20 protein-coding genes and 2 tRNA genes are annotated in these 23143 nt (G+C 64.3%); 15 read left to right on the top strand and 7 right to left on the bottom strand.

Annotation, left to right across the window (positions count from 1 at the left end):
* Genes AC3A6F_RS17205 through AC3A6F_RS17190 form a run of 4 tightly spaced genes read right to left on the bottom strand, consistent with a single transcriptional unit; the run spans position 1 to position 3042 of the window.
* Entirely contained in the window at positions 1–345 is a 345-nt protein-coding gene (locus AC3A6F_RS17205) for a DUF3325 domain-containing protein (protein ID WP_487682807.1), read from the bottom strand.
* Positions 342–1976 (bottom strand): PepSY-associated TM helix domain-containing protein, encoded by a 1635-nt coding sequence (locus AC3A6F_RS17200; protein ID WP_487682805.1) that lies wholly within the window; start codon positions 1974–1976, stop codon positions 342–344. Before AC3A6F_RS17200 ends, AC3A6F_RS17205 begins: the two co-directional genes overlap by 4 nt.
* The gene (locus tag AC3A6F_RS17195; protein WP_320475537.1) at positions 1973–2260 is read right to left on the bottom strand and encodes a DUF3649 domain-containing protein; all 288 of its coding nucleotides are present in this window, start codon (positions 2258–2260) and stop codon (positions 1973–1975) included. The genes AC3A6F_RS17200 and AC3A6F_RS17195 overlap by 4 nt, the downstream gene beginning before the upstream one ends.
* Positions 2261–2316: 56 nt before the next feature.
* Complete coding sequence (locus tag AC3A6F_RS17190) at positions 2317–3042, bottom strand: DUF4198 domain-containing protein (RefSeq protein WP_487682803.1); 726 nt, start codon at positions 3040–3042, stop codon at positions 2317–2319.
* Positions 3043–3212: 170 nt separating this feature from the next.
* Between AC3A6F_RS17190 and AC3A6F_RS17185 the strand changes: the two genes are divergently transcribed.
* The 7 genes from AC3A6F_RS17185 to AC3A6F_RS17155 all read left to right on the top strand — a co-directional run bounded on the left by AC3A6F_RS17185 (position 3213) and on the right by AC3A6F_RS17155 (position 12666).
* Positions 3213–5447 carry a TonB-dependent siderophore receptor gene (locus tag AC3A6F_RS17185; protein ID WP_487682801.1) on the top strand — a complete coding sequence of 745 codons (2235 nt, stop codon included), beginning with the start codon at positions 3213–3215 and terminating at the stop codon, positions 5445–5447.
* Positions 5448–5538: 91 nt separating this feature from the next.
* Positions 5539–6465 carry a patatin-like phospholipase family protein gene (locus AC3A6F_RS17180; RefSeq protein ID WP_487682799.1) on the top strand — a complete coding sequence of 309 codons (927 nt, stop codon included), beginning with the start codon at positions 5539–5541 and terminating at the stop codon, positions 6463–6465.
* A 13-nt stretch (positions 6466–6478) separates the two neighbouring features.
* Positions 6479–6889: a GlcG/HbpS family heme-binding protein gene (locus AC3A6F_RS17175; RefSeq protein ID WP_487682797.1), complete on the top strand. Its 411-nt coding sequence runs from the start codon at positions 6479–6481 to the stop codon at positions 6887–6889.
* 296 nt (positions 6890–7185) lie between these two features.
* Complete coding sequence (gene carA / locus AC3A6F_RS17170) at positions 7186–8349, top strand: glutamine-hydrolyzing carbamoyl-phosphate synthase small subunit (RefSeq protein ID WP_487682795.1); 1164 nt, start codon at positions 7186–7188, stop codon at positions 8347–8349.
* Between the two features lies 1 nt (position 8350).
* On the top strand, positions 8351–11581 hold the full coding sequence (gene carB, locus AC3A6F_RS17165; protein WP_487682793.1) for a carbamoyl-phosphate synthase large subunit: 3231 nt from the start codon (positions 8351–8353) through the stop codon (positions 11579–11581).
* A 135-nt stretch (positions 11582–11716) separates the two neighbouring features.
* Complete coding sequence (gene greA / locus AC3A6F_RS17160) at positions 11717–12190, top strand: transcription elongation factor GreA (protein ID WP_123072171.1); 474 nt, start codon at positions 11717–11719, stop codon at positions 12188–12190.
* 38 nt (positions 12191–12228) lie between these two features.
* Positions 12229–12666: a DUF4149 domain-containing protein gene (locus AC3A6F_RS17155; protein ID WP_487682791.1), complete on the top strand. Its 438-nt coding sequence runs from the start codon at positions 12229–12231 to the stop codon at positions 12664–12666.
* A gap of 144 nt (positions 12667–12810) precedes the next feature.
* Here the strand turns inward: AC3A6F_RS17155 and yhbY are convergent, their stop codons facing one another.
* Positions 12811–13281, bottom strand: a complete 471-nt coding sequence (yhbY, locus tag AC3A6F_RS17150) for a ribosome assembly RNA-binding protein YhbY (protein ID WP_487682789.1) — start codon at positions 13279–13281, stop codon at positions 12811–12813.
* A 44-nt stretch (positions 13282–13325) separates the two neighbouring features.
* On the opposite strand from yhbY, the gene AC3A6F_RS17145 reads away from it, so the two are divergent.
* From AC3A6F_RS17145 to AC3A6F_RS17120, 6 genes are all read left to right on the top strand, one after another.
* Positions 13326–13973 (top strand): RlmE family RNA methyltransferase, encoded by a 648-nt coding sequence (locus tag AC3A6F_RS17145; protein WP_123072169.1) that lies wholly within the window; start codon positions 13326–13328, stop codon positions 13971–13973.
* Between the two features lie 227 nt (positions 13974–14200).
* Positions 14201–16084 carry an ATP-dependent zinc metalloprotease FtsH gene (gene ftsH, locus AC3A6F_RS17140; protein ID WP_487682787.1) on the top strand — a complete coding sequence of 628 codons (1884 nt, stop codon included), beginning with the start codon at positions 14201–14203 and terminating at the stop codon, positions 16082–16084.
* Positions 16085–16257: 173 nt separating this feature from the next.
* Positions 16258–17118, top strand: a complete 861-nt coding sequence (gene folP, locus AC3A6F_RS17135) for a dihydropteroate synthase (RefSeq protein WP_487682785.1) — start codon at positions 16258–16260, stop codon at positions 17116–17118.
* Between the two features lie 31 nt (positions 17119–17149).
* Complete coding sequence (glmM, locus tag AC3A6F_RS17130; RefSeq protein WP_487682784.1) at positions 17150–18490, top strand: phosphoglucosamine mutase; 1341 nt, start codon at positions 17150–17152, stop codon at positions 18488–18490.
* Between the two features lie 75 nt (positions 18491–18565).
* A tRNA-Pro gene (locus AC3A6F_RS17125) sits at positions 18566–18642 on the top strand.
* Between the two features lie 151 nt (positions 18643–18793).
* Positions 18794–18870, top strand: a tRNA-Arg gene (locus AC3A6F_RS17120).
* Between the two features lie 21 nt (positions 18871–18891).
* Here the strand turns inward: AC3A6F_RS17120 and AC3A6F_RS17115 are convergent.
* Positions 18892–19860: a tripartite tricarboxylate transporter substrate binding protein BugD gene (locus tag AC3A6F_RS17115; RefSeq protein WP_487682782.1), complete on the bottom strand. Its 969-nt coding sequence runs from the start codon at positions 19858–19860 to the stop codon at positions 18892–18894.
* Positions 19861–19982: 122 nt separating this feature from the next.
* Positions 19983–20912 (bottom strand): LysR family transcriptional regulator, encoded by a 930-nt coding sequence (locus AC3A6F_RS17110; protein WP_487682780.1) that lies wholly within the window; start codon positions 20910–20912, stop codon positions 19983–19985.
* Positions 20913–21087: 175 nt separating this feature from the next.
* On the opposite strand from AC3A6F_RS17110, the gene AC3A6F_RS17105 reads away from it, so the two are divergent.
* Together AC3A6F_RS17105 and AC3A6F_RS17100 are read left to right on the top strand one after the other, a co-directional pair.
* Positions 21088–21948, top strand: coding sequence for an HTD2 family dehydratase (locus AC3A6F_RS17105; RefSeq protein WP_487682778.1), 861 nt, complete (start codon positions 21088–21090; stop codon positions 21946–21948).
* A gap of 33 nt (positions 21949–21981) precedes the next feature.
* Positions 21982–23142, top strand: a complete 1161-nt coding sequence (locus AC3A6F_RS17100; protein WP_487682776.1) for an acyl-CoA dehydrogenase family protein — start codon at positions 21982–21984, stop codon at positions 23140–23142.
* Position 23143: the final 1 nt, after the last annotated feature.

Raw genomic sequence — 23143 nt, 5'->3', positions numbered from 1 at the left:
TCAGACCAGGCCGGCCACCAGCAGCGCCAGCGCCGGCACGCCGATCCACGCGGCCTGGATCGCCCGGCGCGGCGCATACTGCAGCAGCAGCGTGACGCTCCAGGCGGACAGCGACAGCACGCCGCACCACACGACCGGTCCGATATGCCAGCCGCTGGCCGCGATGCAGGCGCCGAAGGACAGCGCCAGTGCGAGCCAGCCCAGCAGGCGCAAGCGCAGGCGCAGGCGCGCATCCGGTTCCGCGCCGCGGCCGTGGATGTCGGCGTAATGGCGGTCCATCGACAGGCCCTTGGCGGCGAAGCCGGTATAGGCCAGCGCGGTGCCGGCCAGGATCAGCGCACTCATGCAGCCTCCAGCTTGTTGGTCGTCACGTCGGTCGGCGCGGGTTTCGTCGCTGCCGCCGGCTTCTTCGGCCTGCCCAGCCACCAGGCCGCGTAGCCGAGCAGCAGGCCGAGCGCCAGCACTACCAGGTCGAATCCGGCCACCGCACGCAGGGCCGGGCCGCCGAACAGGCTCACGCCCAGGTGGGTGTCGGTGGTGAGCGCATTGAGCACCGGAATCACGGCCAGCAGCACCGCGCCCAGCGTCAGCTGGAAGCGCCACATCGCGCGCGTCGGGCGAATCTGCGCCAGCAGCGCGGCCAGGCCCCAGGCGATGAAGAAGCAGTTGGCCTCGAGGTTCGTGCGCTGCGCGATCTCGACCGGCAGCAGGCGGTTGGCCCAGAAGTAGACCGCGAAGGCGATCGGCAGGCCGGCGATGGCGCCGATGTTCAGGGCGTCGACCAGGCGCACCCCGAAGCCGGCCTTGCCGCCTTGCGCGATCGCCTTGGCGTATTTCTGGCGCTCCTTCACGCCCCACAGCAGGGCGCCGGTGGCGACCATCGCGGTGCCGGCCAGGCCGCACACGAAGAACAGCGCGCGCAGCAGCGGGTCGGCGAAGTGGGCCACGTGCAGGCCGTAGACCGCGGCGCGCGCGTCCAGCGTCGTGCTCATCGGCTTGGCCCCGGACAGCAGCGCGCCGCTGGCGCCGTCGAAGGTCATGGTCGGCTCGATGTTCGACAACTGCTGGCCCGAAGGACGATGCAGGGCGATGCGGGCATTGGCGTCGTTCGGATTGCTCACGACGATCCGGGTCGGCGCCTGGCCCCAGGCGCGCTCCGCCTGCGCCAGCATCGGCGCGATGTCGGCCAGCGGCGCGAATTGCCTGGCCGGCTTCACCCGTTCGGCGTTCGGGAACACGTCCGCGAACATGGCGTTCTGCTCGGCGCCGTACAGCGCCTTGGTGGGCGAGGGCATGTACATGAACATCAGCGTGACCAGGCCGGTGTACGTGATCATCAGGTGGAATGGCAGCGCCAGCACCGCGGTGGCATTGTGCGCGTCCAGCCACGAGCGCTGGCCCTTCCTGGGACGGAAGGTGAAGAAGTCCTTGAAGATGCGCTTGTGCGTGATCACGCCGCTGACGATGGCGACCAGCATGAACATGGCGGCGATGCCGACGATCCAGCGGCCCCAGATCGCCGACATGTAGTACAGGTCGAAGTGCAGGCGATACAGGAACTCGCCGCCGCGGGTGTCGCGCGGCGCGGCGGTGTTCTCGCCGGTCATCGGATCGAGCGTGAAGTTCTGGGTGCGGAAGGCCGCGCGCCGCTCTTCGCGGGTCATGCCCTTCTTCGGCGGATTGGTCCAGCTGGCGTAGATCAGCGGATTGCGCTCGTGCGGCAGGTCGAGGAACCAGGCATTGGCCTTTGGCGCGCGCTGCTGCAGCTCGCGCACCGCGAGCGCGGCCGATTCGGCCGGCGTCACCCGCGACGGCGCATCTGCCGCCTTGTGCAGCTCGGGCTTCATCCAGAACGTGATCTCGTGCTTGTAGTAGGCGGCGGTGCCGCCCATGAACACCAGCAGCAGCAGCCAGCACACCAGCAGGCCCGACCAGGTGTGCACCCAGGCCATCGATTGGCGCAAGCCTTCTTTCATGACGCCCTCCCGGCGATCCATAACACAGCGCCCAATACGCTGCTCGTTGCGACCACCCCGACCCAGGCGCGCAGCGCGCTGGTCGTGGCGAACACCCACAGGATGACGCAGGTATAGACCACGAAGGAGAGCAGGGTGGCGATGGTGACGGCGTCGGCGCGCGGCAGCGGCAGTGCGATGGCGATCAGGGCGCTGGCGATCGAGGTCAGCACATAGCCGCCGGCGATGGCCGCGACCGCGCGCGCGGCCACGCCGCCGCGGTAGCGCCAGGTGAGGGTAGTCATGAGAGTCGTCATGAACTTCGGGCCTTTCTATCTGAAACGGACGGCGTCGACGGCGATCAGTGCTCGGCGCCCGGCGCCAGCGCAGGGCCCGCGGCCAGGGCCGCGATGCCTTTCGGCTGCACCACGGTCAGCGACGAGGTGTGGCTGGCGCTGGCGTACTGCACGCCGGCGCGCTCGCCGCCGGTCTTGTCGGTATGCGCCGTCTCCAGCACATAGGTGCCTTTCCACGGCAGGTCGAACTTCACCGCGCCGTTGGCGTCGGCCAGCGCTTCCTTCGACCAGCCGCTCGGCACGGTGATCGCCACCTTCGCCTTCGGCAGTGGCTGGCCTTTGTAAAACACCTTGAATTCGCCGGCGGCGCCTGTCGGGACGATGTCCAGCGCCAGCTTCGGCTGCTGCGCGGCGAAGCTGGTCGCCAGGCGCGCGGCCGGGATCCAGATGTGCCGACTCGTCTTGCCGTCCTTGGTCGTTTCCCAGCCTGGATAGGCATTGTCTTCGGCCACGATCGCGTCGCCCGCCGCCAGGCTGGCGCCGCCCACCACATAGCCCTTGGCCGTCTTTTCCAGCGTGAGCGCGGTTTCTCCGGAAGCCTTGAGCAGGGTCGCGCGAGGCGCGATGAACTTGTCCAGCAGGCCGGGCGTGGTTTCGCGCTGGTTCAGGCCGAACTCGCCGAACTGCAGCTTCACGGTCTTGCCATCCTGCTCCAGCCAGACGTGGTGCGCCTGGGCGGCAGGTGCGATTGCAGCAAGGGCGAGGAGCGAGGAGAGCAGCAGTTTCTTCATGGTCTTTATTCTCTTTATGAGGTGTGGTCGAGTCGGATGATGCTAGCCGTTTTGCCAAACAAAGCATGTCTCTTTTGGCGGAAGCGGCAAATATGTGCGTTGCGTCAACTATTCAACACGAATTATAATGCGAATCATTCTCATTATCAAAACACTTTCAAGGAGTGATCATGTTGCGCCCAGTGCCATCCGTTGTATCCCATCCAACGCCCGTCGCCCGTCTCGTGCGCCAGGCCACCGCACTGTGCGCAAGCGCCGCCTTGCTGTCCCCGCTGGCCGCTATGGCCGCTGCCCCTGCCGCTCCCGATGCGCCGGAAGAGATTGCCGCGGTCGCGATCCCCACCGTCAACGTCACGGGCAAGCACGACGCCACCACCGAGAAGAGCAAGTCGTTCACCACCCGTTCCTCGACCCTGTTCAAGGGCGAGCAAGACATCCGCGACACGCCGCAGCCGGTGACCGTCATCACCCGCCAGTTGATGGAAGAGCGCAATATGCTCGACCTGACCGACGTGCTCACCAATACGGCCGGCATCACTGTCGAATACACCGACAGCGAGCGCATCGTCTACAACTCGCGTGGCTTCGGCGTCGATGCCATGCAGATCGATGGGCTCAGCTACAAACAGTCCGGCGCCTACTTCATCCAGCCGGACACGGCCGTCCTGGACCGGGTCGAACTGCTGCGCGGCGCCTCGGGCATGTTGCGCGGTTCCGGCAACCCTTCCGCCACCGTGAATATGGTGCGCAAGCTCCCGACGGCCGCATTCCAGGCATCCGCCGGCCTGACGGTCGGCTCGTGGGACCGCCGCCGGGTCGAGTTGGACGTGTCGACCCCGCTCAATGAGAGCGGTTCGGTGCGTGGCCGCGTCGTGGCGGTCAAGGACAAGAAGGACTTGTTCCAGAATGGGCGCGAAGAAGACCGCGAAGTGCTGTACGGCGTAGTCCAGGCCGACCTGACGCCGCGCACCACCGTCACCGCCTGGCTGCAGCACACCGACCTCGATGCCACCGGCGCCTGGGGCGGCTTGCCGGGCAACTTTGACGGTTCCTCGCTGAACCTGCCGATCGACACCTTCCTGGGCGCCAGCTGGAACCGCTGGAACCGCTACAACGACCAGGCCCAGATCGGCATCGAACACCGCTTCGACAATGGCTGGAGCGTGCGGGCGAATGCCGGTTATCTCGGGATGCGCCTCAAGGCCAATGGCTTCAAGCAGACGTATATCGCGCGCACCGGCACCACCAATCCCTACCTGATGGACATGACGACGTCGCAGTACACCGGCGACGACAGCCGCCAGCAGGCGCTGAGCCTCGTTGCCGACGGCCCGTTCACGCTGTTCGGACGCAAGCACACGCTGGTGGCGGGCGCCGAGCGCGTGTATGACCGGACGATCGCCACCTACGGCGCCGGCACCCTGTTCAAGCAGGCCATCGACATCCGCACCTTCGATCCGTACTCGACCTATCCGGAGCGCGAGGTGACGACGATGCCGGCCGGCGGCGCCGCCCCGACCGTGACGACCAATAACGGCGCCTACGCCACGGCGCGCTTTTCGCTGGCAGACCCGCTGGCTGTCCTGCTCGGCGCCCGCCTGAGCTGGTGGGAAACCGAACGACGCAGCAATGGCAGCGGCTTCAAGGTCACGCGCGAAGTCACGCCGTATGTCGGCGTCGTGTATGACTTGTCGAACGAGATCAGTGCCTACGCCAGCTATACCGAGATCTTCGCGCCGCAGGAGGCGCGCGGCGCCGACGGCAACCTGCTCGAACCGGTCACCGGCGAGGACATCGAACTCGGCCTGAAAGGGGAGTTCTTCGGCGGCCGCCTGAACGCCTCGATGGGCTTGTTCCAGGTCGAAAACGTCGGCCGCGCGATCGAGGACACGTCGTCGGTCAATCCCTGCCCGCCGACCAACCTGACCGGCTTCTGCCGCATCGCCGGCGGCAAGGAGCGCAGCGAAGGCCTGGAAGCGGAAGTGTCGGGCGAAGTATTGCCTGGCTGGCAGCTGATGGCTGGCTATACCAACACCCGTACCAAATACGTGAGCGGTACCGCCGCCAACACTGGCCAGCCGCTGCGCACCATCGATCCGAAACACCAGCTGCGCCTGTTCACCAGCTATAGCCCGAACCGCTCCGGCCCGGGCTGGACTGTCGGCGGCGGCGTGAACATGCAGAGCGATTCGTATGTGCGCGGCGCCGGCCTGACCGCGACCCAGGGTGGTTACGGCGTCGCCAACGCCATGCTCGCCTGGCGCTTCAGCGACAAGCTGTCGGTGCAGGCCAATGTGAACAATCTGTTCGACAAGGTCTATTACAAGAAATTCGGTCCGACCGGCCTTGCCTGGTACTACGGCGACCCACGCAGTGTGTCGCTGAGCCTGCGCGGCAGCCTGTAATCGCTCTTGCCGGTCCGCCCCCGCAGCGGACCTTGCGTCGAGGGGAACGAGCCGGGGTACAATCCCAGCCTCGTTCTTTTCGGCACATTCCATGCTCTCTCGTCGTACCTCCCTCGCGGCCTGCGCCGCACTGCTCCTCTGCGCCTGCGGCAGCACGCCGGTCCAGACGCCGGTCCCGGCCGCTCCGCTCGTCGTCGCCCCGGCGGCCGCGCCGCTGCCGCCCAAGAAGATCCGCATCGGCCTGGCCCTTGGCGGCGGCGCCGCGCGCGGCTTCGCCCATATCGGCGTGATCAAGGCCCTCGAGGCCCAGGGCATCTATCCGGAGATCGTGGTCGGCACCAGCGCCGGCTCGGTGGTCGGCTCGCTGTATGCGTCGGGCCTGAACGGCTTCGCCCTGCAAAAGACGGCTCTCGCCATGGATGAGGCGACCATCTCGGACTGGGCCATGCCGTGGCTGAGCAAATCCAGTGGCCTGCTCAAGGGCGAGGCGCTGCAGAATTATGTGAACAAGGCGATCGGCAATGTGCCGATGGAAAAGCTGAAACTGCGCTTCGGCGCCGTGGCCACCGACCTCAAGAGCGGCCAGCCGATCCTGTTCAACCGCGGCAATACCGGGATGGCCGTGCGCGCCTCGTCGGCCGTGCCGAGCGTGTTCCAGCCCGTAAAAATCGGCAACAAGGAATACGTCGACGGCGGCCTTGTGGCGCCGGTGCCGGTGCGTTTCGTGCGCGAGATGGGCGCCGATTTTATTATCGCCGTCAATATCTCGAGCGCGACCGAAGGCGCGGCCACGGCCAGCTCGCTCGACGTGCTGATGCAGACCTTCAGCATCATGGGTCAGCGCCTGAACCATTTCGAACTGAAGGACGCCGACATCGTGATCACGCCGGCGCTCGGCAATATGGGATCGAGCGATTTCGGCGGACGCAATCTCGCCATCCTGGCCGGCGAGCAGGCCGCCGCCGCCGTCATGCCGCAAATCAAAGCCAAGCTCAAGCTCCGGCAACAAATTCCATAAGAAAGGCAATACCGTGAATACCAAACCCTACCTGACCCTGGCGGACGTGAAGAAAATCGGCGCCGCCGCCGAAGCCGAAGCCGTCAACAACGGCTGGAACGTCTCGATCGCCATCGTCGACGACGGCGGCCACCTGCTGTGGCAGCAGCGCTTGGACGGCGCGCCGCCGGTCTCGTCGTATATCGCGCCCGCCAAGGCCAACACCGCCGCGCTCGGCCGCCGTGAATCGAAGAGCTATGAAGACGTGATCAATGGCGGCCGCATGTCCTTCCTGAGCGCGCCGAAGCTGGAAGGCATGCTCGAAGGCGGCGTGCCGGTGATCGTCGACGGCCACGTGATCGGCGCCGTCGGCGTCTCGGGTGTCAAGTCGGAACAGGATGTGCAGATCGCCCGGGCAGGGATCGCCGCACTGAGCGCCACCTGAGGACAAGTTACGGGTGCGATATTGCACCCGCAACATAAGTTTCAGCAGGGCAGGGAAGATGGCAGGGCGTGTCATCTTCCGTAAATTTGCTGGCGGGTATGTGGCAGCGCCGCATTGCCGAACATCAGAGTTCGCGCTATAATTCGGAAGTTTATCTAATTCAAACTTAGCCGTAGCGCATACCCACCATCCCTCATTCAACATGACCTCCAACACCGGGCGGCTTGACTGCGTCCAGGACAGTTGGATGTCGGTCTGACGTGGCGAAGCTACGGCAACTTTTTCGGGAGTTGCCCTTGCCGCCATTTTTTTCTGGCCCCTCCGTTCCAGCCATCCTGGCACTTGCTGACGGGACCATCTTCAAAGGTTATTCCATTGGTGCCGTCGGTCATACGACCGGCGAAGTGGTGTTCAACACCGCGATCACCGGCTACCAGGAAATCCTGACCGATCCGAGCTATTCGCGCCAGATCGTGACCCTGACCTATCCGCACATCGGCAACTACGGCGTGAACAGCGCCGACGTCGAAGCGGGCAAGGTGCACGCCGCCGGCCTGATCATCCGTGACCTGCCGCTCCTGGCCTCGAACTTCCGTTCGACCCAATCGCTGGGCGACTATCTCAAGCAAGAGAACGTGGTTGCCATCGCCGGCATCGACACCCGCAAGCTGACCCGCATCCTGCGCGAAAAAGGGGCCCAGGCCGGCGCGATCCTGACCGCCGCCCAAGGCGCCGAGCCATCGCCAGCCCAGGCGCTGGAACTGGCGCGCTCGTTCCCGGGCCTGGCCGGCATGGACCTGGCCAAGGTCGTGTCCGTGACCGAACCCTACGAGTTCACCGAAACCGAGTGGAAGCTGGGTGAAGGCTTCGGCAAGCAGACCAACCCCAAATACCACGTGGTCGCCTTCGACTACGGCGTCAAGCGCAACATCCTGCGCATGCTGGCCGAGCGCGGCTGCAAAGTGACCGTGCTGCCGGCGCAATCGACCGCCGCCGACGCCCTGGCATTGAACCCGGACGGCATCTTCCTGGCCAACGGCCCGGGCGACCCCGAGCCATGCGACTACGCCATTGCGGCCTCGCGCGAGCTGATCGAAAAAGGCATCCCGACCTTCGGCATCTGCCTCGGTCACCAGATCATGGCGCTGGCGTCCGGCGCCAAGACCATGAAGATGAAGTTCGGCCACCATGGCGCCAACCACCCGGTGCAGGACCTGGACAGCAAGAAGGTCTTGATCACCTCGCAGAACCACGGCTTCGCGGTCGACCCGGAAACCTTGCCGGCCAACTGCCGCGTGACCCACGTCTCGCTGTTCGACGGCTCGCTGCAGGGCTTCGCCCGCACGGACAAGCCGGCGTTCTGCTTCCAGGGCCACCCGGAAGCCTCGCCCGGTCCGACCGACGTCGCCTATCTGTTTGACCGCTTCATCGGCCTGATGCAAGCAGCGGAGAAAAAATAATATGCCAAAACGTAGTGATATCAAAAGCATCCTGATCATCGGCGCCGGCCCGATCGTCATCGGCCAGGCAGTCGAATTCGACTATTCCGGCGCCCAGGCCTGCAAGGCCTTGCGCGAAGAAGGCTACAAGGTCATCCTGGTCAATTCGAACCCGGCGACCATCATGACCGACCCGGAAACGGCGGACGTGACGTATATCGAGCCGATCACCTGGAAGGTCGTCGAGCGCATCATCGAGAAAGAGCGTCCTGACGCGATCCTGCCGACCATGGGCGGCCAGACCGCGCTCAATTGCGCACTCGACCTGCACCGCCACGGCGTTCTTGATAAATACAAGGTCGAGCTGATCGGCGCGACCCCGGAAGCCATCGACAAGGCCGAAGACCGTTCGAAGTTCAAGGACGCGATGACCAAGATCGGCCTGGGCTCGGCGCGTTCGGGCGTGGCCCACTCGATGGACGAAGCCTGGACCGTGCAGCGCGAGCTGGGCTTCCCGACCATCATCCGTCCTTCGTTCACGATGGGCGGCAGCGGCGGCGGCATCGCCTACAACGAAGAAGAATTCGAAGCGATCTGCAAGCGCGGCCTCGAGGCTTCGCCGACCAACGAGCTCTTGATCGAAGAATCCCTGCTCGGCTGGAAAGAGTATGAGATGGAAGTCGTGCGGGACAAGAACGACAACTGCATCATCATCTGCTCGATCGAAAACCTGGATCCGATGGGCGTGCACACGGGCGACTCGATCACCGTGGCGCCGGCGCAGACCCTGACCGACAAGGAATACCAGATCATGCGTAACGCGTCGATCGACGTGCTGCGCGAGATCGGCGTCGACACGGGCGGTTCGAACGTGCAGTTCTCGATCAACCCGAAAGACGGCCGCATGATCGTCATCGAGATGAACCCGCGCGTGTCGCGTTCGTCGGCGCTGGCCTCGAAAGCGACCGGCTTCCCGATCGCCAAGGTGGCGGCGAAGCTGGCCGTCGGTTTCACGCTGGACGAGCTGCGCAACGAGATCACCGGCGGCGCGACTCCGGCCAGTTTTGAGCCGTCGATCGACTACGTCGTGACCAAGATTCCGCGCTTCACGTTCGAGAAATTCCCGACCGCCGACAAGCACCTGACCACGCAGATGAAGTCGGTCGGTGAAGTCATGGCGATGGGCCGCACCTTCCAGGAATCGTTCCAGAAAGCCCTGCGCGGCCTGGAAGTCGGCGTCGACGGCCTGAACGAAAAGACCCGCGACCGCGAAAAGATCGAAGAAGAGCTGGGCGAACCTGGTCCGGACCGCATCTGGTATGTGGGTGACGCCTTCGCCCAGGGCTTCACCCTGGAAGAAGTGCACAACCTGACCAAGATCGATCCGTGGTTCCTGGTGCAGATCAAGGAGATCGTGGACATCGAGCTGTGGCTCGAGACCCAGACCCTGGAGTCGCTGGACAAGCCGCTGCTGTACAAGCTCAAGCAGAAAGGTTTCGCCGACCGCCGCCTGGCCTTCCTGTTGAAGGTCGAGCCGATGGCCGTGCGCGCCCGCCGCCACGAATTGAACATTCGTCCGGTGTACAAGCGCGTCGACACCTGCGCCGCCGAGTTCGCGACCGACACCGCCTATATGTACTCGACGTACGATGAGGAATGCGAGTCGAACCCGACCGACAAGAAGAAGATCATGGTGCTGGGCGGTGGCCCGAACCGTATCGGCCAGGGCATCGAGTTCGACTACTGCTGCGTGCACGCGGCCCTGGCCATGCGCGAAGACGGCTACGAGACCATCATGGTCAACTGCAATCCAGAGACCGTGTCGACCGACTACGATACCTCGGACCGCCTGTACTTTGAATCGCTGACGCTGGAAGACGTGCTCGAGATCGTCGAACTGGAAAAGCCGGTCGGCGTGATCGTGCAATACGGCGGCCAGACCCCGTTGAAGCTGGCGCTGGACCTGGAAGCGAACGGCGTGCCGATCATCGGCACCTCGCCGGACATGATCGACGCCGCCGAAGACCGCGAGCGTTTCCAGCAGCTGCTGCAAAAGCTGGATCTGCGCCAGCCGCCGAACCGCACCGCGCGCACCGAAGCCGACGCCCTGGCGCTGGCCGAAGAGATCGGCTACCCGCTGGTGGTGCGTCCTTCCTACGTGCTGGGCGGCCGCGCGATGGAGATCGTCCACGAGCAGCGCGACCTGGAGCGCTATATGCGCGAAGCGGTCAAGGTCTCGCACGATTCGCCAGTGCTGCTCGACCGCTTCCTGAACGACGCCATCGAAGTCGACGTCGACTGCATCTCGGACGGCGAAGCCACCTTCATCGGCGGCGTGATGGAACACATCGAACAGGCCGGCGTGCACTCGGGCGACTCGGCCTGCTCGCTGCCGCCGTACTCGCTGTCCCAAAGCACCATCGATGAACTGAAGCGTCAGGCCTCGCTGATGGCCAAGGCCCTGAACGTGGTCGGCCTGATGAACGTGCAGTTCGCGATCAAGCAGTCGGAAGAGAACGGCCAGACGGTCGATACCGTCTATGTGCTGGAAGTGAACCCGCGCGCCTCGCGCACCGTGCCGTTCGTCTCGAAGGCGACCGGCCTGCAACTGGCCAAGATCGCAGCGCGCTGCATGGTCGGCCAGACCCTGGCGCAGCAGGGCATCACCAAAGAGGTGATCCCGCCGTTCTACAGCGTCAAGGAAGTCGTGTTCCCGTTCGTGAAGTTCCCTGGTGTCGACACCATCCTGGGACCGGAGATGAAGTCGACCGGCGAAGTGATGGGCGTGGGCACGACCTTCGGCGAAGCCTTCGTCAAGTCGCAGCTGGCGGCCGGCATCAAGCTGCCGAAATCGGGCACGGTGTTCCTGTCGGTGAAGTCGTCCGACAAGCCGCGCACCGTGGCCGTGGCGCGCGACCTGGTGGCGCTTGGCTTCGACCTGGTGGCGACCAAGGGCACCGCGGCCGTGATTGCTGCCGCCGGTATCCCGGTGCGTTCGGTGAACAAGGTGCTGGAAGGCCGTCCGCACGTGGTCGACATGATCAAGAACCGTGAAATCGTGATGGTCGTGAACACGGTCGAGGAAAAGCGCAGCGCGATCAACGATTCGCGCGCGATCCGTACCTCGGCACTGGCGGCGCACGTGGTGACCTACACCACGATCTTCGGCGCCGAGGCGGCAATCGAGGGCATGCGTCACATCGACGAACTGCGCGTGTACGATTTACAAGGCCTGCATAAAACCTTACACTAAGCACACGCAGTACCCGTAGGACAGCTTAGTACACAAGTGAACCACAGAGCTCGCGCGGCCTTGGCGCCGCGTGCCTCTGTGGTTTTCGCTTTGAGACGCTACGGGTGTCCCGTACAACACAAACAGCAGAGAACCATGAACACACCACTGACCAAATTCGGCGCAGAACTCCTGAAAGAAGAGCTGCACCAGCTCAAGACCAAGGAGCGCCGCATCGTGATCGACGCGATCGCCGAGGCGCGTTCGCATGGCGACCTGTCCGAAAACGCCGAGTACGACGCCGCCAAGGAGCGCCAGGCCTTCGTCGAAGGCCGCATCGCCGAGCTCGAAGGCAAGCTTTCCACGGCCCAGGTCATCGATCCGTCGACGCTCGACGCCGAAGGCCGCGTCGTGTTCGGCGCCACGGTCGACCTCGAAGACCTGGAATCGGGCCAGAAAGTCACCTACCAGATCGTCGGCATGGATGAAGCCGACCTGAAACTGAACAAGGTCTCGGTGACCTCGCCGATCGCGCGTGCGCTGATCGGCAAGTTTGCCGAAGACGTGGTTGAAGTGCAGGCCCCGTCGGGTCCGCGCGAATACGAAATCCTCGAAGTCCGCTACGTCTGATGGAAGGGGCGGCGGCCAGCGGAGTCAGGGCAGGGCGCTTGCCGGCCGCGCGGTTGCTGGTGGCCGCGCTGTGGGCGGGCGTCTTGTGGGCGCTCGGCTATATCGCGGCGCCGGCGGCGTTCGCGGTGCTGGGTAGCGTACAGGCGGGCGACCTGGTCGCGGTGCTGCTCACGCGCCAGGCGTGGTTGTCGATCGCCTGCGCGGTCGTGCTGCTGGTATTGCTGCGGGTGTCGCTTGATCTGGCGCCGCCGCGTCGGCGTTTTCTCAGCCTGCTGGTGCTGGCGATGCTGGCTTGTACGCTGGTGATTTTCGTCGGCTTGCAGCCGGCCATGGCGCAATTGCGTGAGCTGGCCGGGCCGGGCGGGGTGAGGGCGTCGCCGTACTGGACGCAGTTCGCCGTGATGCATGGGGTGTCGCAGCTGTTCTATCTCGTGCAGAGCTTGCTGGGAGCGTGGCTGATCGTTCGGCTGCGCTGACCATTTCGATAGCCCAAAAACGTCATCCCCGCGGAGGCGGGGATCCAATTCTTTTAAGCAGCCACCGAATGTTTCTTAAGTGGCTTGCTTGCATACTTGGATCCCCGCCTGCGCGGGGATGACGTGCCGACGGCTGAATCGGCTTTACTTGTTCAGCGAATTCTTTTTCGAGCTGGTCTGACGCGGCTTGGCGCGCTTGATGTTGCCGCCGGCGGTGACGCGTTCGTTCCCCTTCAGCATGACCTTGGTGACGCTCGGCTTCTTGGTGCCGCTGGCGCTGGCCTTGACGATGGTGACTTCGCGCATGCCCGGGCCCGATTTGCCGCTGCGCTCCTTGACCGCCTCTTTCTTTGGACGGTAGAGGACGAGCAGCTTGCCGATGTGCTGGACCTGGGCGGCGTCGAGGTCGGTGGCGATCTGGTCGTACATGGCGACGCGCGCCTCGCGGTCGTCGCCGAACACGCGCACCTTGATCAGGCCGTGTGCATCGAGGCTGGCCGAGATTTCCTTGACGACGGATTCGGTAAGGCCGGCTTCGCCGATCATGACGACTGGACTGAGCCCGTGTGCTTCTGCGCGCAGGGCGCTGCGCTCGGCCGGTGTGAGTTTGATCATAACTATATTTTTTGATGTACCTATAAAAGCAGTATTCTACGCGAATGGCCAAGAACAAATTAAACAAAAACTGGTTACACGACCATATTAACGATCCCTACGTGAAACTTGCACAGAAAGAGGGTTATCGGGCACGTGCGGCCTACAAACTCAAGGAGATCGACGAGGCTGAAAAGCTCATCAAGTCCGGTCACACCGTGGTCGACCTCGGTTGCACCCCCGGCAGCTGGGCCCAGTACACCCGGCGCAAGCTGGCAGGCAAGGACGGCGGCGGGATTAACGGCACCATCATCGGCCTGGACATCCTGCCAATGGAAGCCATCGCGGATGTCCAATATATCCAGGGTGACTTCCGCGAAGAAGAAGTGCTGTCCCAGTTGGATACTGTCCTGTCCGGCCGCAGGGTCGATGTGGTGCTGTCCGATATGGCGCCCAATTTGTCCGGCATCAGTCATGCCGATGCGGCGCGCATGGAACATTTAATCGATCTGGCGATCGAATTTTCGCAGGCCCACCTGAAACCCGAAGGGGCATTGCTGGTAAAGTGCTTTAAAGACATGGGTTTTACACAAATCCTGGAGAAATTCCGGACCGAATTCAAGGTGGTGAAACAGGTCAAGCCCAAAGCGAGTCGCGACAAATCATCCGAGATTTTCCTGCTGGGGCGCGGCCTGAAGAACCCATCGGCGTAAACCTGCATCCGGGCATAGAATTACCCCTTGAAATCCCGGCGCGCGGCCATACATCTGCCGCGTGATCCCGCTGCTTGCGCCTCCTTACGGGGCGGCCTGCTACCATTGGGACGCAAAAACATAGTATTTTGGCACTATTGCCTGCACCGCGTGGCGGTGTCGGCTTATTGCGGGTAAAATCAGAATACTGAAATCGGTAGAGATGCAATTGCATCGGAGGAGTGCTCGTGAATAATATGTTTTCCAAATCCGCCATCTGGGTGGTCGTCGCGCTGCTGTTGTTCATGCTGTTCAAGCAGTTCGACACCCATAGCGTCGCCGGCGGCAGCAAGACCATTGCTTATTCCGAGCTGCTCGATGAGATCAAACAACGTCGCATCAAGGATGTGACGATCGAAGGCTCGAATATAACCGCCACCCGCAGCGACGATTCCAAGGTGCGCGCGACCGCGACCATCCTGGACCGCGGCCTGATCGGCGACCTGCGCGAAAACGGCGTGCGCTTCGACGTGAAGCCGCCTGAAGAACCATCGTTCCTGCAGCAGGTCTTCATTTCGTGGTTCCCGATGCTGCTCCTGATCGGCGTCTGGGTGTTCTTCATGCGCCAGATGCAGGGTGGCGGCAAGGGCGGCGCTTTCTCCTTCGGCAAGTCGAAGGCGCGCATGCTCGACGAAACCAATAACACCGTCACCTTCGCCGATGTCGCCGGTTGCGACGAAGCGAAAGAAGAAGTCTCGGAAATCGTCGACTTCCTCAAGGATCCCACCAAGTTCCAGAAACTGGGCGGCCGCATTCCTCGCGGCGTGCTGATGGTCGGTCCTCCGGGTACCGGTAAAACGCTGCTGGCGCGCGCCATCGCCGGCGAAGCCAAGGTGCCGTTCTTCTCGATCTCGGGTTCCGACTTCGTCGAGATGTTCGTCGGCGTCGGTGCGTCGCGTGTTCGCGACATGTTCGAGAATGCCAAGAAGCATTCGCCTTGCATCATCTTCATCGACGAGATCGACGCGGTCGGTCGTCACCGTGGCGCCGGCATGGGCGGCGGTAACGACGAGCGCGAACAGACCCTCAACCAGCTGCTGGTCGAGATGGACGGTTTCGAAGCCCAGTCGGGCGTGATCGTGATCGCCGCCACCAACCGCGCCGACGTGCTGGATAAGGCGCTGCTGCGTCCGGGCCGTTTCGACCGCCAGGTGATGGTGGGCCTGCCGGACATCCGCGGCCGCGAACAGATCCTCAACGTGCACATGCGTAAAGTGCCGATCGGCACCGACGTCAAGGCCGACATCCTCGCGCGCGGCACCCCGGGCTTCTCGGGCGCCGACCTGGCCAACCTGGTCAACGAAGCCGCGTTGTTCGCCGCACGCCGCAGCAAGCGCCTGGTCGAGATGATCGACTTCGAAGATGCCAAGGACAAGATCTATATGGGTCCGGAGCGCAAGTCGATGGTCATGCGCGAAGAAGAACGACGCAACACGGCTTACCACGAGTCGGGCCACGCGGTGGTTGCCAAGCTGTTGCCGAAGGCAGATCCGGTGCACAAGGTCACGATCATGCCGCGCGGTTACGCGTTGGGCCTGACCTGGCAGCTGCCGGAGCATGACGCGCTGTCCGGCTACAAAGACAAGATGCTCGAGGAAATCTCGATCCTGTTCGGCGGCCGTATTGCTGAAGAAATCTTTGTCGGCCAGATGTCGACCGGCGCCTCGAACGACTTCTCGCGCGCCACCAAGCTGGCGCGCTCGATGGTGACCCGCTTCGGCATGTCCGACAGCATGGGCGTGATGGTCTACGAAGACAGCGAGAACGAAGGCTTCTTCGGCGGCGCCACCAAGACAATCTCGGAAGCGACGCAGCAGAAGGTCGACGCCGAGATCCGCGCCATCCTCGACACGCAGTACGCGCTGGCACGGCGTCTGCTGGAAGAGAACCGCGACAAGGTCGAGATGATGACCAAGGCGCTGCTGGATTGGGAAACCATCGATTCGGAGCAGATCAACGACATCATGGCCGGCCGCGAGCCGCGCCAGCCGAAGACCGTGCTGACCAAGCGCACGCCGCCTGGCGACAGCGGCTCGGGCGGTGTGGCGCCGAACGCCACCGCACCGGCCTGACGCTGTCTCCCCCCTCAAAGGCACCCGTCAGGGTGCCTTTTTTGTTTTGCAAAAAGCTGGGGTCAGGTCTGACATTCGGACACGAACTCAACCTTTAAATACGTTTATTGTCGAGGCCGTGTCTGATTGTCAGACCTGACCCCGCTGTTTTTCTGACCCCGCTGTTTTTCGCCATGACCAAAAAACTGCAATGCGGCCACTTCAGCTTCGCGCTGGAGGGGGCCGAATCTGCCTATCCAGTGGTGATGGGCATCCTGAACATTACCCCCGACTCGTTCTCCGACGGCGGCCGCTACCAGGGCCTGGAATTTGCGCTGACCCATGCCGAAACCATGATCAGGGATGGCGCCACGATGATCGACATCGGCGGCGAATCGACCCGTCCCGGCTCGCCCAGCGTGCCGCTCGACGAAGAGCTGCGGCGCGTGATGCCGACCCTGTATGCGCTGCGCACGCTCGACGTCGCGCTGTCGGTCGATACCTGCAAGCCCGAGGTCATGCGTGAAGCGCTGATCGCCGGCGCCGACATGATCAACGACATCAATGGTTTCCGTGCGCCGGGCGCGATCGAAGCGGTAGTGGACAGCGATTGCGGCCTGTGCGTGATGCACATGCAGGCCACGCCGGAAACCATGCAGCAGGCGCCGCAGTACCGGGACGTGGTGGGAGAGGTGACCGCCTTCCTGCGCGAACGGGTGGATGCGATGACCGCGGCCGGCATCGAGCGCGAACGCATCTGCGTCGATCCCGGTTTCGGCTTCGGCAAGACGGTCGAACACAATTACGCCTTGCTGAGCGGCCTGCCGCGCATGCGCGAGGAACTCGGCCTGCCGGTGCTGGCCGGCATGTCGCGCAAATCCATGATCGGCGCCGTCACCGGGCGGCCGGTCGAACAGCGGGTGGCCGGCAGCATCGGCGCGGCATTGGCTGCGGTAGCGCATGGCGCTAGAATCGTGCGTGTGCATGATGTGGCGGAGACAATCGATGCCCTGAAGGTGTGGCATGCGGCGATGCATTCCCCCGCGGTCCTGTAAAAATCGTTTCAATAAGAGAAAAGAGAACTAGATGGCACGGAAATATTTCGGCACCGATGGCATTCGTGGCACGGTGGGCGTTGCGCCAATTACTCCTGAATTCGTGATGCGTCTCGGCTATGCCGCCGGCACCGTCCTGGCCAAAGGCCGCAAGTCGAGCAGCGGCCGTCCGGTCGTCCTGATCGGCAAGGACACCCGCATCTCGGGCTATATGCTCGAGGCGGCGCTGGAAGCCGGCCTGTCCGCCGCCGGCGTCGATTCGATGCTGGCCGGCCCGATGCCGACCCCGGCCATCGCCTACCTGACCCGCGCGCTGCGCCTGCAGGCCGGCGTGGTGATCTCGGCCTCGCACAATCCCTTCCAGGACAACGGCATCAAGTTCTTCTCGGAACACGGCACCAAGCTGCCGGACGCCGTCGAGCTCGAGATCGAGGAAGCGATCGACCAGCCGATGGGCTGTGTCGCCTCCGACAAACTCGGCCGCGCGACCCGCCTGCGCGACGCCCAGGGCCGCTACATCGAATTCTGCAAGAGCACCTTCCCGAACGAACTCGACCTGCGCGGCCTGAAGATCGTCGTCGACAGCGCCCATGGCGCCGCCTATAACATCGCGCCGCACGTATTCCACGAGCTCGGCGCCGAAGTGATCTCGATCGGCGCCCAGCCGGACGGCTTCAATATCAATGCCGGCTTTGGCGCCACCGCGCCGAAGGCGCTGTCCGAAGCCGTGGTGGCCAACAAGGCCGACCTCGGCATCGCGCTGGACGGCGACGCCGACCGCCTGATCATGGTCGACGCCAACGGCCGCGTCTATAACGGCGACGAGTTGCTGTACGTGATGGTGCGCGACCGCATGAGCACCGGCCCGGTGGCGGGCGCCGTCGGCACCCTGATGACGAATATGGCGCTCGAAGTCGCCTTCAAGCAGATGGGCATCGGCTTCGCGCGCGCCAAGGTCGGCGACCGCTACGTGCTCGAGGTGATGAAAGAGCGCGGCTGGCTGTTCGGCGGCGAAGGCTCCGGCCACCTGCTGGCGCTGGACAAGCACAGCACCGGCGACGGCATCGTGTCTGCGCTGCAGGTGCTGTCGGCGCTGGTCCGTGGCAATAAATCGCTGGCGGAATGCTGCAGCGAGCTGCAACTGTTCCCGCAGACCCTGATCAACAAGAAAGTCACGCCGGGCTTCGACTGGACGCTTGATTCGGCGCTGGTGGCCGAGAAAGAAGCGGTCGAGCGCGAGCTGGGCGACAATGGCCGCGTGCTGATCCGTGCGTCCGGCACCGAACCGCTGATCCGCGTGATGGTGGAAGCGAAAGAGGCACAGCTTGCCGAGAGCATGGCGCGCCGCATCGCGGACAAGCTGGCGGCCTGATTGCATCGCCAGCCTGGTCGGATGCAGGCAGGGGCTGGCATTTCGCGTCGCCATCGCTTATAATGTTTCTCACGGCGGAGTGTAGCGCAGCCCGGTAGCGCACCTGGTTTGGGACCAGGGGGTCCAAGGTTCGAATCCTTGTACTCCGACCAAGAGATTCATCGAGACAGGCCGTCCAAGGACGGCCTGTTTTGTTTTGATCGTCCTGCGTTGTTTTCAGCGCTGCCACGGTGTCGCCTGACAACAGGCCTGGCCTTATTGCAAGCATGATGCTTGCGGTTTATAGTAGCGCACTTCCAGCATCCGCCCTTAGCTCAGTCGGATAGAGCAACGGCCTTCTAAGCCGTGGGTCGGGGGTTCGATTCCCTCAGGGCGGGCCAATCACATCGCACAAACCGCCGTCAATCCGCGTAGGCTCCCGCCTTCTTGTAGATCGGCCCCCACTTGTCGATCTCGGCCTTCAAATGCGTGCGCAAGCCTTCCGGCGTGGCCTTTTCGGCCGGAACCGGTTCCGTTCCGAGCTCGGCGAACCGGGCCTTCACGCTGGGATCCTTCAATGCTTCGCGCAGCGCCGTCCCCAGCCGGTCGACCACGGCCTTCGGCGTTCCCTTGGGCGCATACATGCCGTGCCACACATACATTTCGAAGCCGGCGATGCCTTGCTCGGCCAGGGTCGGCAATTGGGGCAGCGAGGCGATGCGCGTCCGCGTGGTCGCGCCATACACCTTCACCTTGCCGGTCTTGATGTAGGAAGTGGTCGAGGTGGTCTGGTCACACAGCAGGTCGATCTGGCCGCCCAGCAGGTCGTTCATCGCCGGAGCCGTGCCCTTGTAGGGCACGGTGGTGAGCGGCGTGCCGATGGCGCTCAGGAACAGCATCCCGCACTGGTGCGAGACGGCGCCGAGTCCGGCATTGCCCATCGTTAGCTTGTCCTTGTTGGCCTTGATGTAGGTGAGCAGTTCGGGCAGGGTCTTCGGCGCCAGGTCCTTGCGCGCCAGCAGCACCATCGGCACGTCCGCCACCTGGCCGACGTACTCGAAATCCGTCATCGGATTGAAGGCCAGCTTGCGGTACAGCGCCGGACTGGTGCTCATTCCATTATGGTGCAGCAAGATGGTATAGCCATCGGGCGCGGCCCGCGCCACCTTGCCCGCGGCGAGCGTGCCGCCGGCGCCGGTGGCGTTCTCGACCACGACCGACTGGCCGAGCGACTTCGACATGGTCTGGCCGAGAATGCGGCCGATGACGTCGGTCGGCCCGCCGGCCGAGAAAGGGATGATCATCGTGATTGCCCGGGCCGGGTAATCGGCCGCGTGGGCGGCGCCGGCGGCGGCCAGCGTCAGGCCGGCAAACATCAGTTTTTTCAGCATCGTCGTCTCCTGTACTCGTTGTGACGGGTGGTCCCGTTGTTTTGAACCATCCTAAGAGCTTATGGGAGGGCGCACGAAATACCTTTTTGTGATGCCAGCATCAGGGAACGGCATAGCTCGTTTCAGCGTCCGATCCAGGCCGCTCCCGGCCAGGCCTGCTGGTCCACCATCTCCTTCATCAGGGCGGTCAGGATAGGGGCCGCGGCGGCGCTGGCCGGGGAGGGCCGGCGCGCGGCGGCGCGCGCCAGCACGATGCGGCGCGACAGGTCCGGCGTGCCGACCGGGGCGCCGGAGAGCGTTCCCGCCTGTAGTTCTTCCAGCACGGCCGAGGTAGGCAGGATCGTATAGCCGAAGCCCTTGGCCACCAGCGATTTCTGCAGGTCCAGCGCATTGGTCTCGGCCACGACGTCGACACCAATGCCGGCCACCGCCAGCGCGTGTTCGATGATGCTGCGCAGCCCGTGCGCCGCGTTCGGCATCACCATCGGCCGGTCCTTGAGCCCTTTCAAGGGAAACGGTTCGTTGCCCGCGAATTCGCCCGGCGGGCCGAGCACGTACAGGCGCTCGTCGACCAGCGCCTCGGCCTGCAGGCCGGTGGACGAGCGCGTGTCGTACAGCAGGGCCAGCTCGATGTCGCCTGCTTCGAGCCACTGGAGCACATTGCCGGCATAGCCGACGGTGATGCTGACCGTCACCGCCGGATAGCGGGCGCGCACCCGCGCCACCAGCTCGCCCGCCAGCAGCCGGCTGGTGCTGGCCAGCAAGCCGATCGTCAACCGTCCGGACACGCTCGTAGTCGCCGGGCCGATCTCGGCGCGCGCCTTGTCCAGCTCGCGCAGCGCGCGGCGGCCGTACTCGGCCAGGGTGCGGCCGGCGTCGGTCAGCACCATGCCGTGGCGCTCGCGCTCGAACAGCGGCACCCCGCATTCGTCTTCCAGCAGCCGGATATGGCGCGAGACGGCCGGCTGCACGAGGTGGAGCAGCTCGCCTGCTCGGGTAGCGCTGCCGGTCTCGGCGATCGCGATCAGGGTACGGATCTGCTTGATGTCCATGGACGTCCCGGGAATGGATGAGCCATCAACATATGCTCTTTCACGCACCTTGGCAATCGCGATTCGTGATGGCAGCAGCCATTGCAGCGTGTGATGGAGCAATCACGTTTTTCTATTTCTGCAGGTGATCCATTCAAATCTATGATGAGCCATCCGATTCCTTGTGGGACCAACGATGACTTCCAACGATTTCGATGCGGGCCTGCTCGCGCAGTGGGTAGGCAGGACCGAAGTCCTGCACGACGTGCTGCGGCCCGAGGCGGTAGCGGCCCTGGCCGCCACGCTGGATTATCCGGACGCGCCCGCCCAGGGCGAGGCGTTGCCGCCCCTGTGGCACTGGATCTATTTCCACACGATCGCCCAGCAGTCGCAGCTGGGCGAGGACGGCCACCCGAAACGCGGTGGCTTCCTGCCGCCGGTGCCGCTGCCGCGGCGCATGTGGGCGGGCGGCCGCTTCGAGTTCCATGCGCCGGCGCGGATCGGCGAGGCGGTGGCGCGCACCTCGACCATCCGCAGCGTGCAGGCCAAGGAGGGCGCCAGCGGCCGCCTGGTGTTCGTCACCGTGCAGCACGACATCCGGCAGGACGGGACGCCGGTCGTCACCGAGGAACACGACATCGTCTATCGCGACCTGCCGGCGCCCGGCGCCGCCGCGCCGGCGGCCAGGCCGGCGCCGGCCGACGCGCGCTGGTCGCGCACCATCCACCCCGATCCAGTGCTGCTGTTTCGATATTCGGCCCTGACCTTCAACGGCCACCGCATCCACTACGACCGCAGCTACGTCACCGGGGTGGAAGGCTATCCCGGCCTGATCGTGCACGGCCCGCTCATCGCCACGCTGCTGCTCGACCTGGTGCGGCGCGCGCTGCCGGGAGCGGACATCGCGCAGTTCAGCTTCCGCGCCGTCGGTCCGCTGTTCGATACCGCGCCGTTCTCCGTCTGCGGCAAGCCGGGGCCGGGCGGCAAGACCATCGCCTTATGGGCGCAGAACGACCAGGGCGAACTCGCCATGCAGGCCGAGGCGACCCTGCGCTGAGCGCATCAATCCCACTATATCCAGGAGACACACATGATCCACTTGGAACTGCCGCACCAGGACATCCGCGATGCGGTCCGTTCTCTCTGTGCGCAATTCCCGCCGGAGTACTTCCGCAAGATCGACGAAGAGCGTGGCTACCCTGCGCAGTTCGTCGACGCGCTGACGCAGGCCGGCTGGATGGCGGCACTGATCCCGCAGGAATACGGCGGTTCCGGCCTCGGCCTGACCGAGGCGTCCGTCATCATGGAAGAGATCAACCGCGCCGGCGGCAACTCTGGCGCCTGCCATGGCCAGATGTACAATATGGGCACGCTGCTGCGCCACGGCTCGGCGGCCCAGAAGGAACGCTACCTGCCGCAGATCGCCAGCGGCGCGCTGCGCCTGCAGTCGATGGCGGTCACCGAGCCGACCACCGGCACCGACACCACCAGGATCAAGACCACGGCCGTGCGCAAGGGCGACCGCTACGTCGTCAACGGCCAGAAGGTCTGGATCTCGCGGGTGCAGCACTCCGACCTGATGATCCTGCTGGCGCGCACCACGCCGCTGGCCGAGGTGACCAAAAAATCCGAGGGCATGTCGATCTTCATCGTCGACCTGCGCGAGGCGATCGGCAAGGGCCTGGCGGTGCAGCCGATCCTCAATATGGTCAACCACGAAACCAACGAGCTGTTCTTCGAGAACCTCGAGATCCCGGTCGAGAACCTGATCGGCGAAGAGGGCAAGGGGTTCAAGTACATCCTCGACGGCCTGAACGCGGAGCGCACCCTGATCGCCGCCGAATGCATCGGCGACGGCTACTGGTTCATCGACAAGGTCACGAAGTATGTGAACGAGCGTGTCGTGTTCGGGCGCCCGATCGGCCAGAACCAGGGCGTGCAGTTCCCGATCGCCAAGGCCTTCGTGAATATCGAGGCGGCCAACCTGATGCGCTACCAGGCCTGCGCGCTGTTCGACGCCAACCAGCCTTGCGGCGCCCAGGCCAATATGGCCAAGATGCTGGCCGCCGACGCGTCGTGGGAAGCGGCCAATGCCTGCCTGCAGTTCCACGGCGGCTTCGGCTTCGCCGCCGAATACGACGTCGAGCGCAAGTTCCGCGAGACCCGGCTGTACCAGGTCGCGCCGATCTCGACCAACATGATCCTGTCGTACGTGGCCGAACACGTGCTCGGCCTGCCGCGTTCCTACTAGG

The organism is Massilia sp. Soil_C_3 (assembly GCF_057657035.1).
The sequence above is the reverse complement of the archived record's forward strand: the minus strand, read 5'-3'. Positions and strand labels throughout refer to the sequence as shown.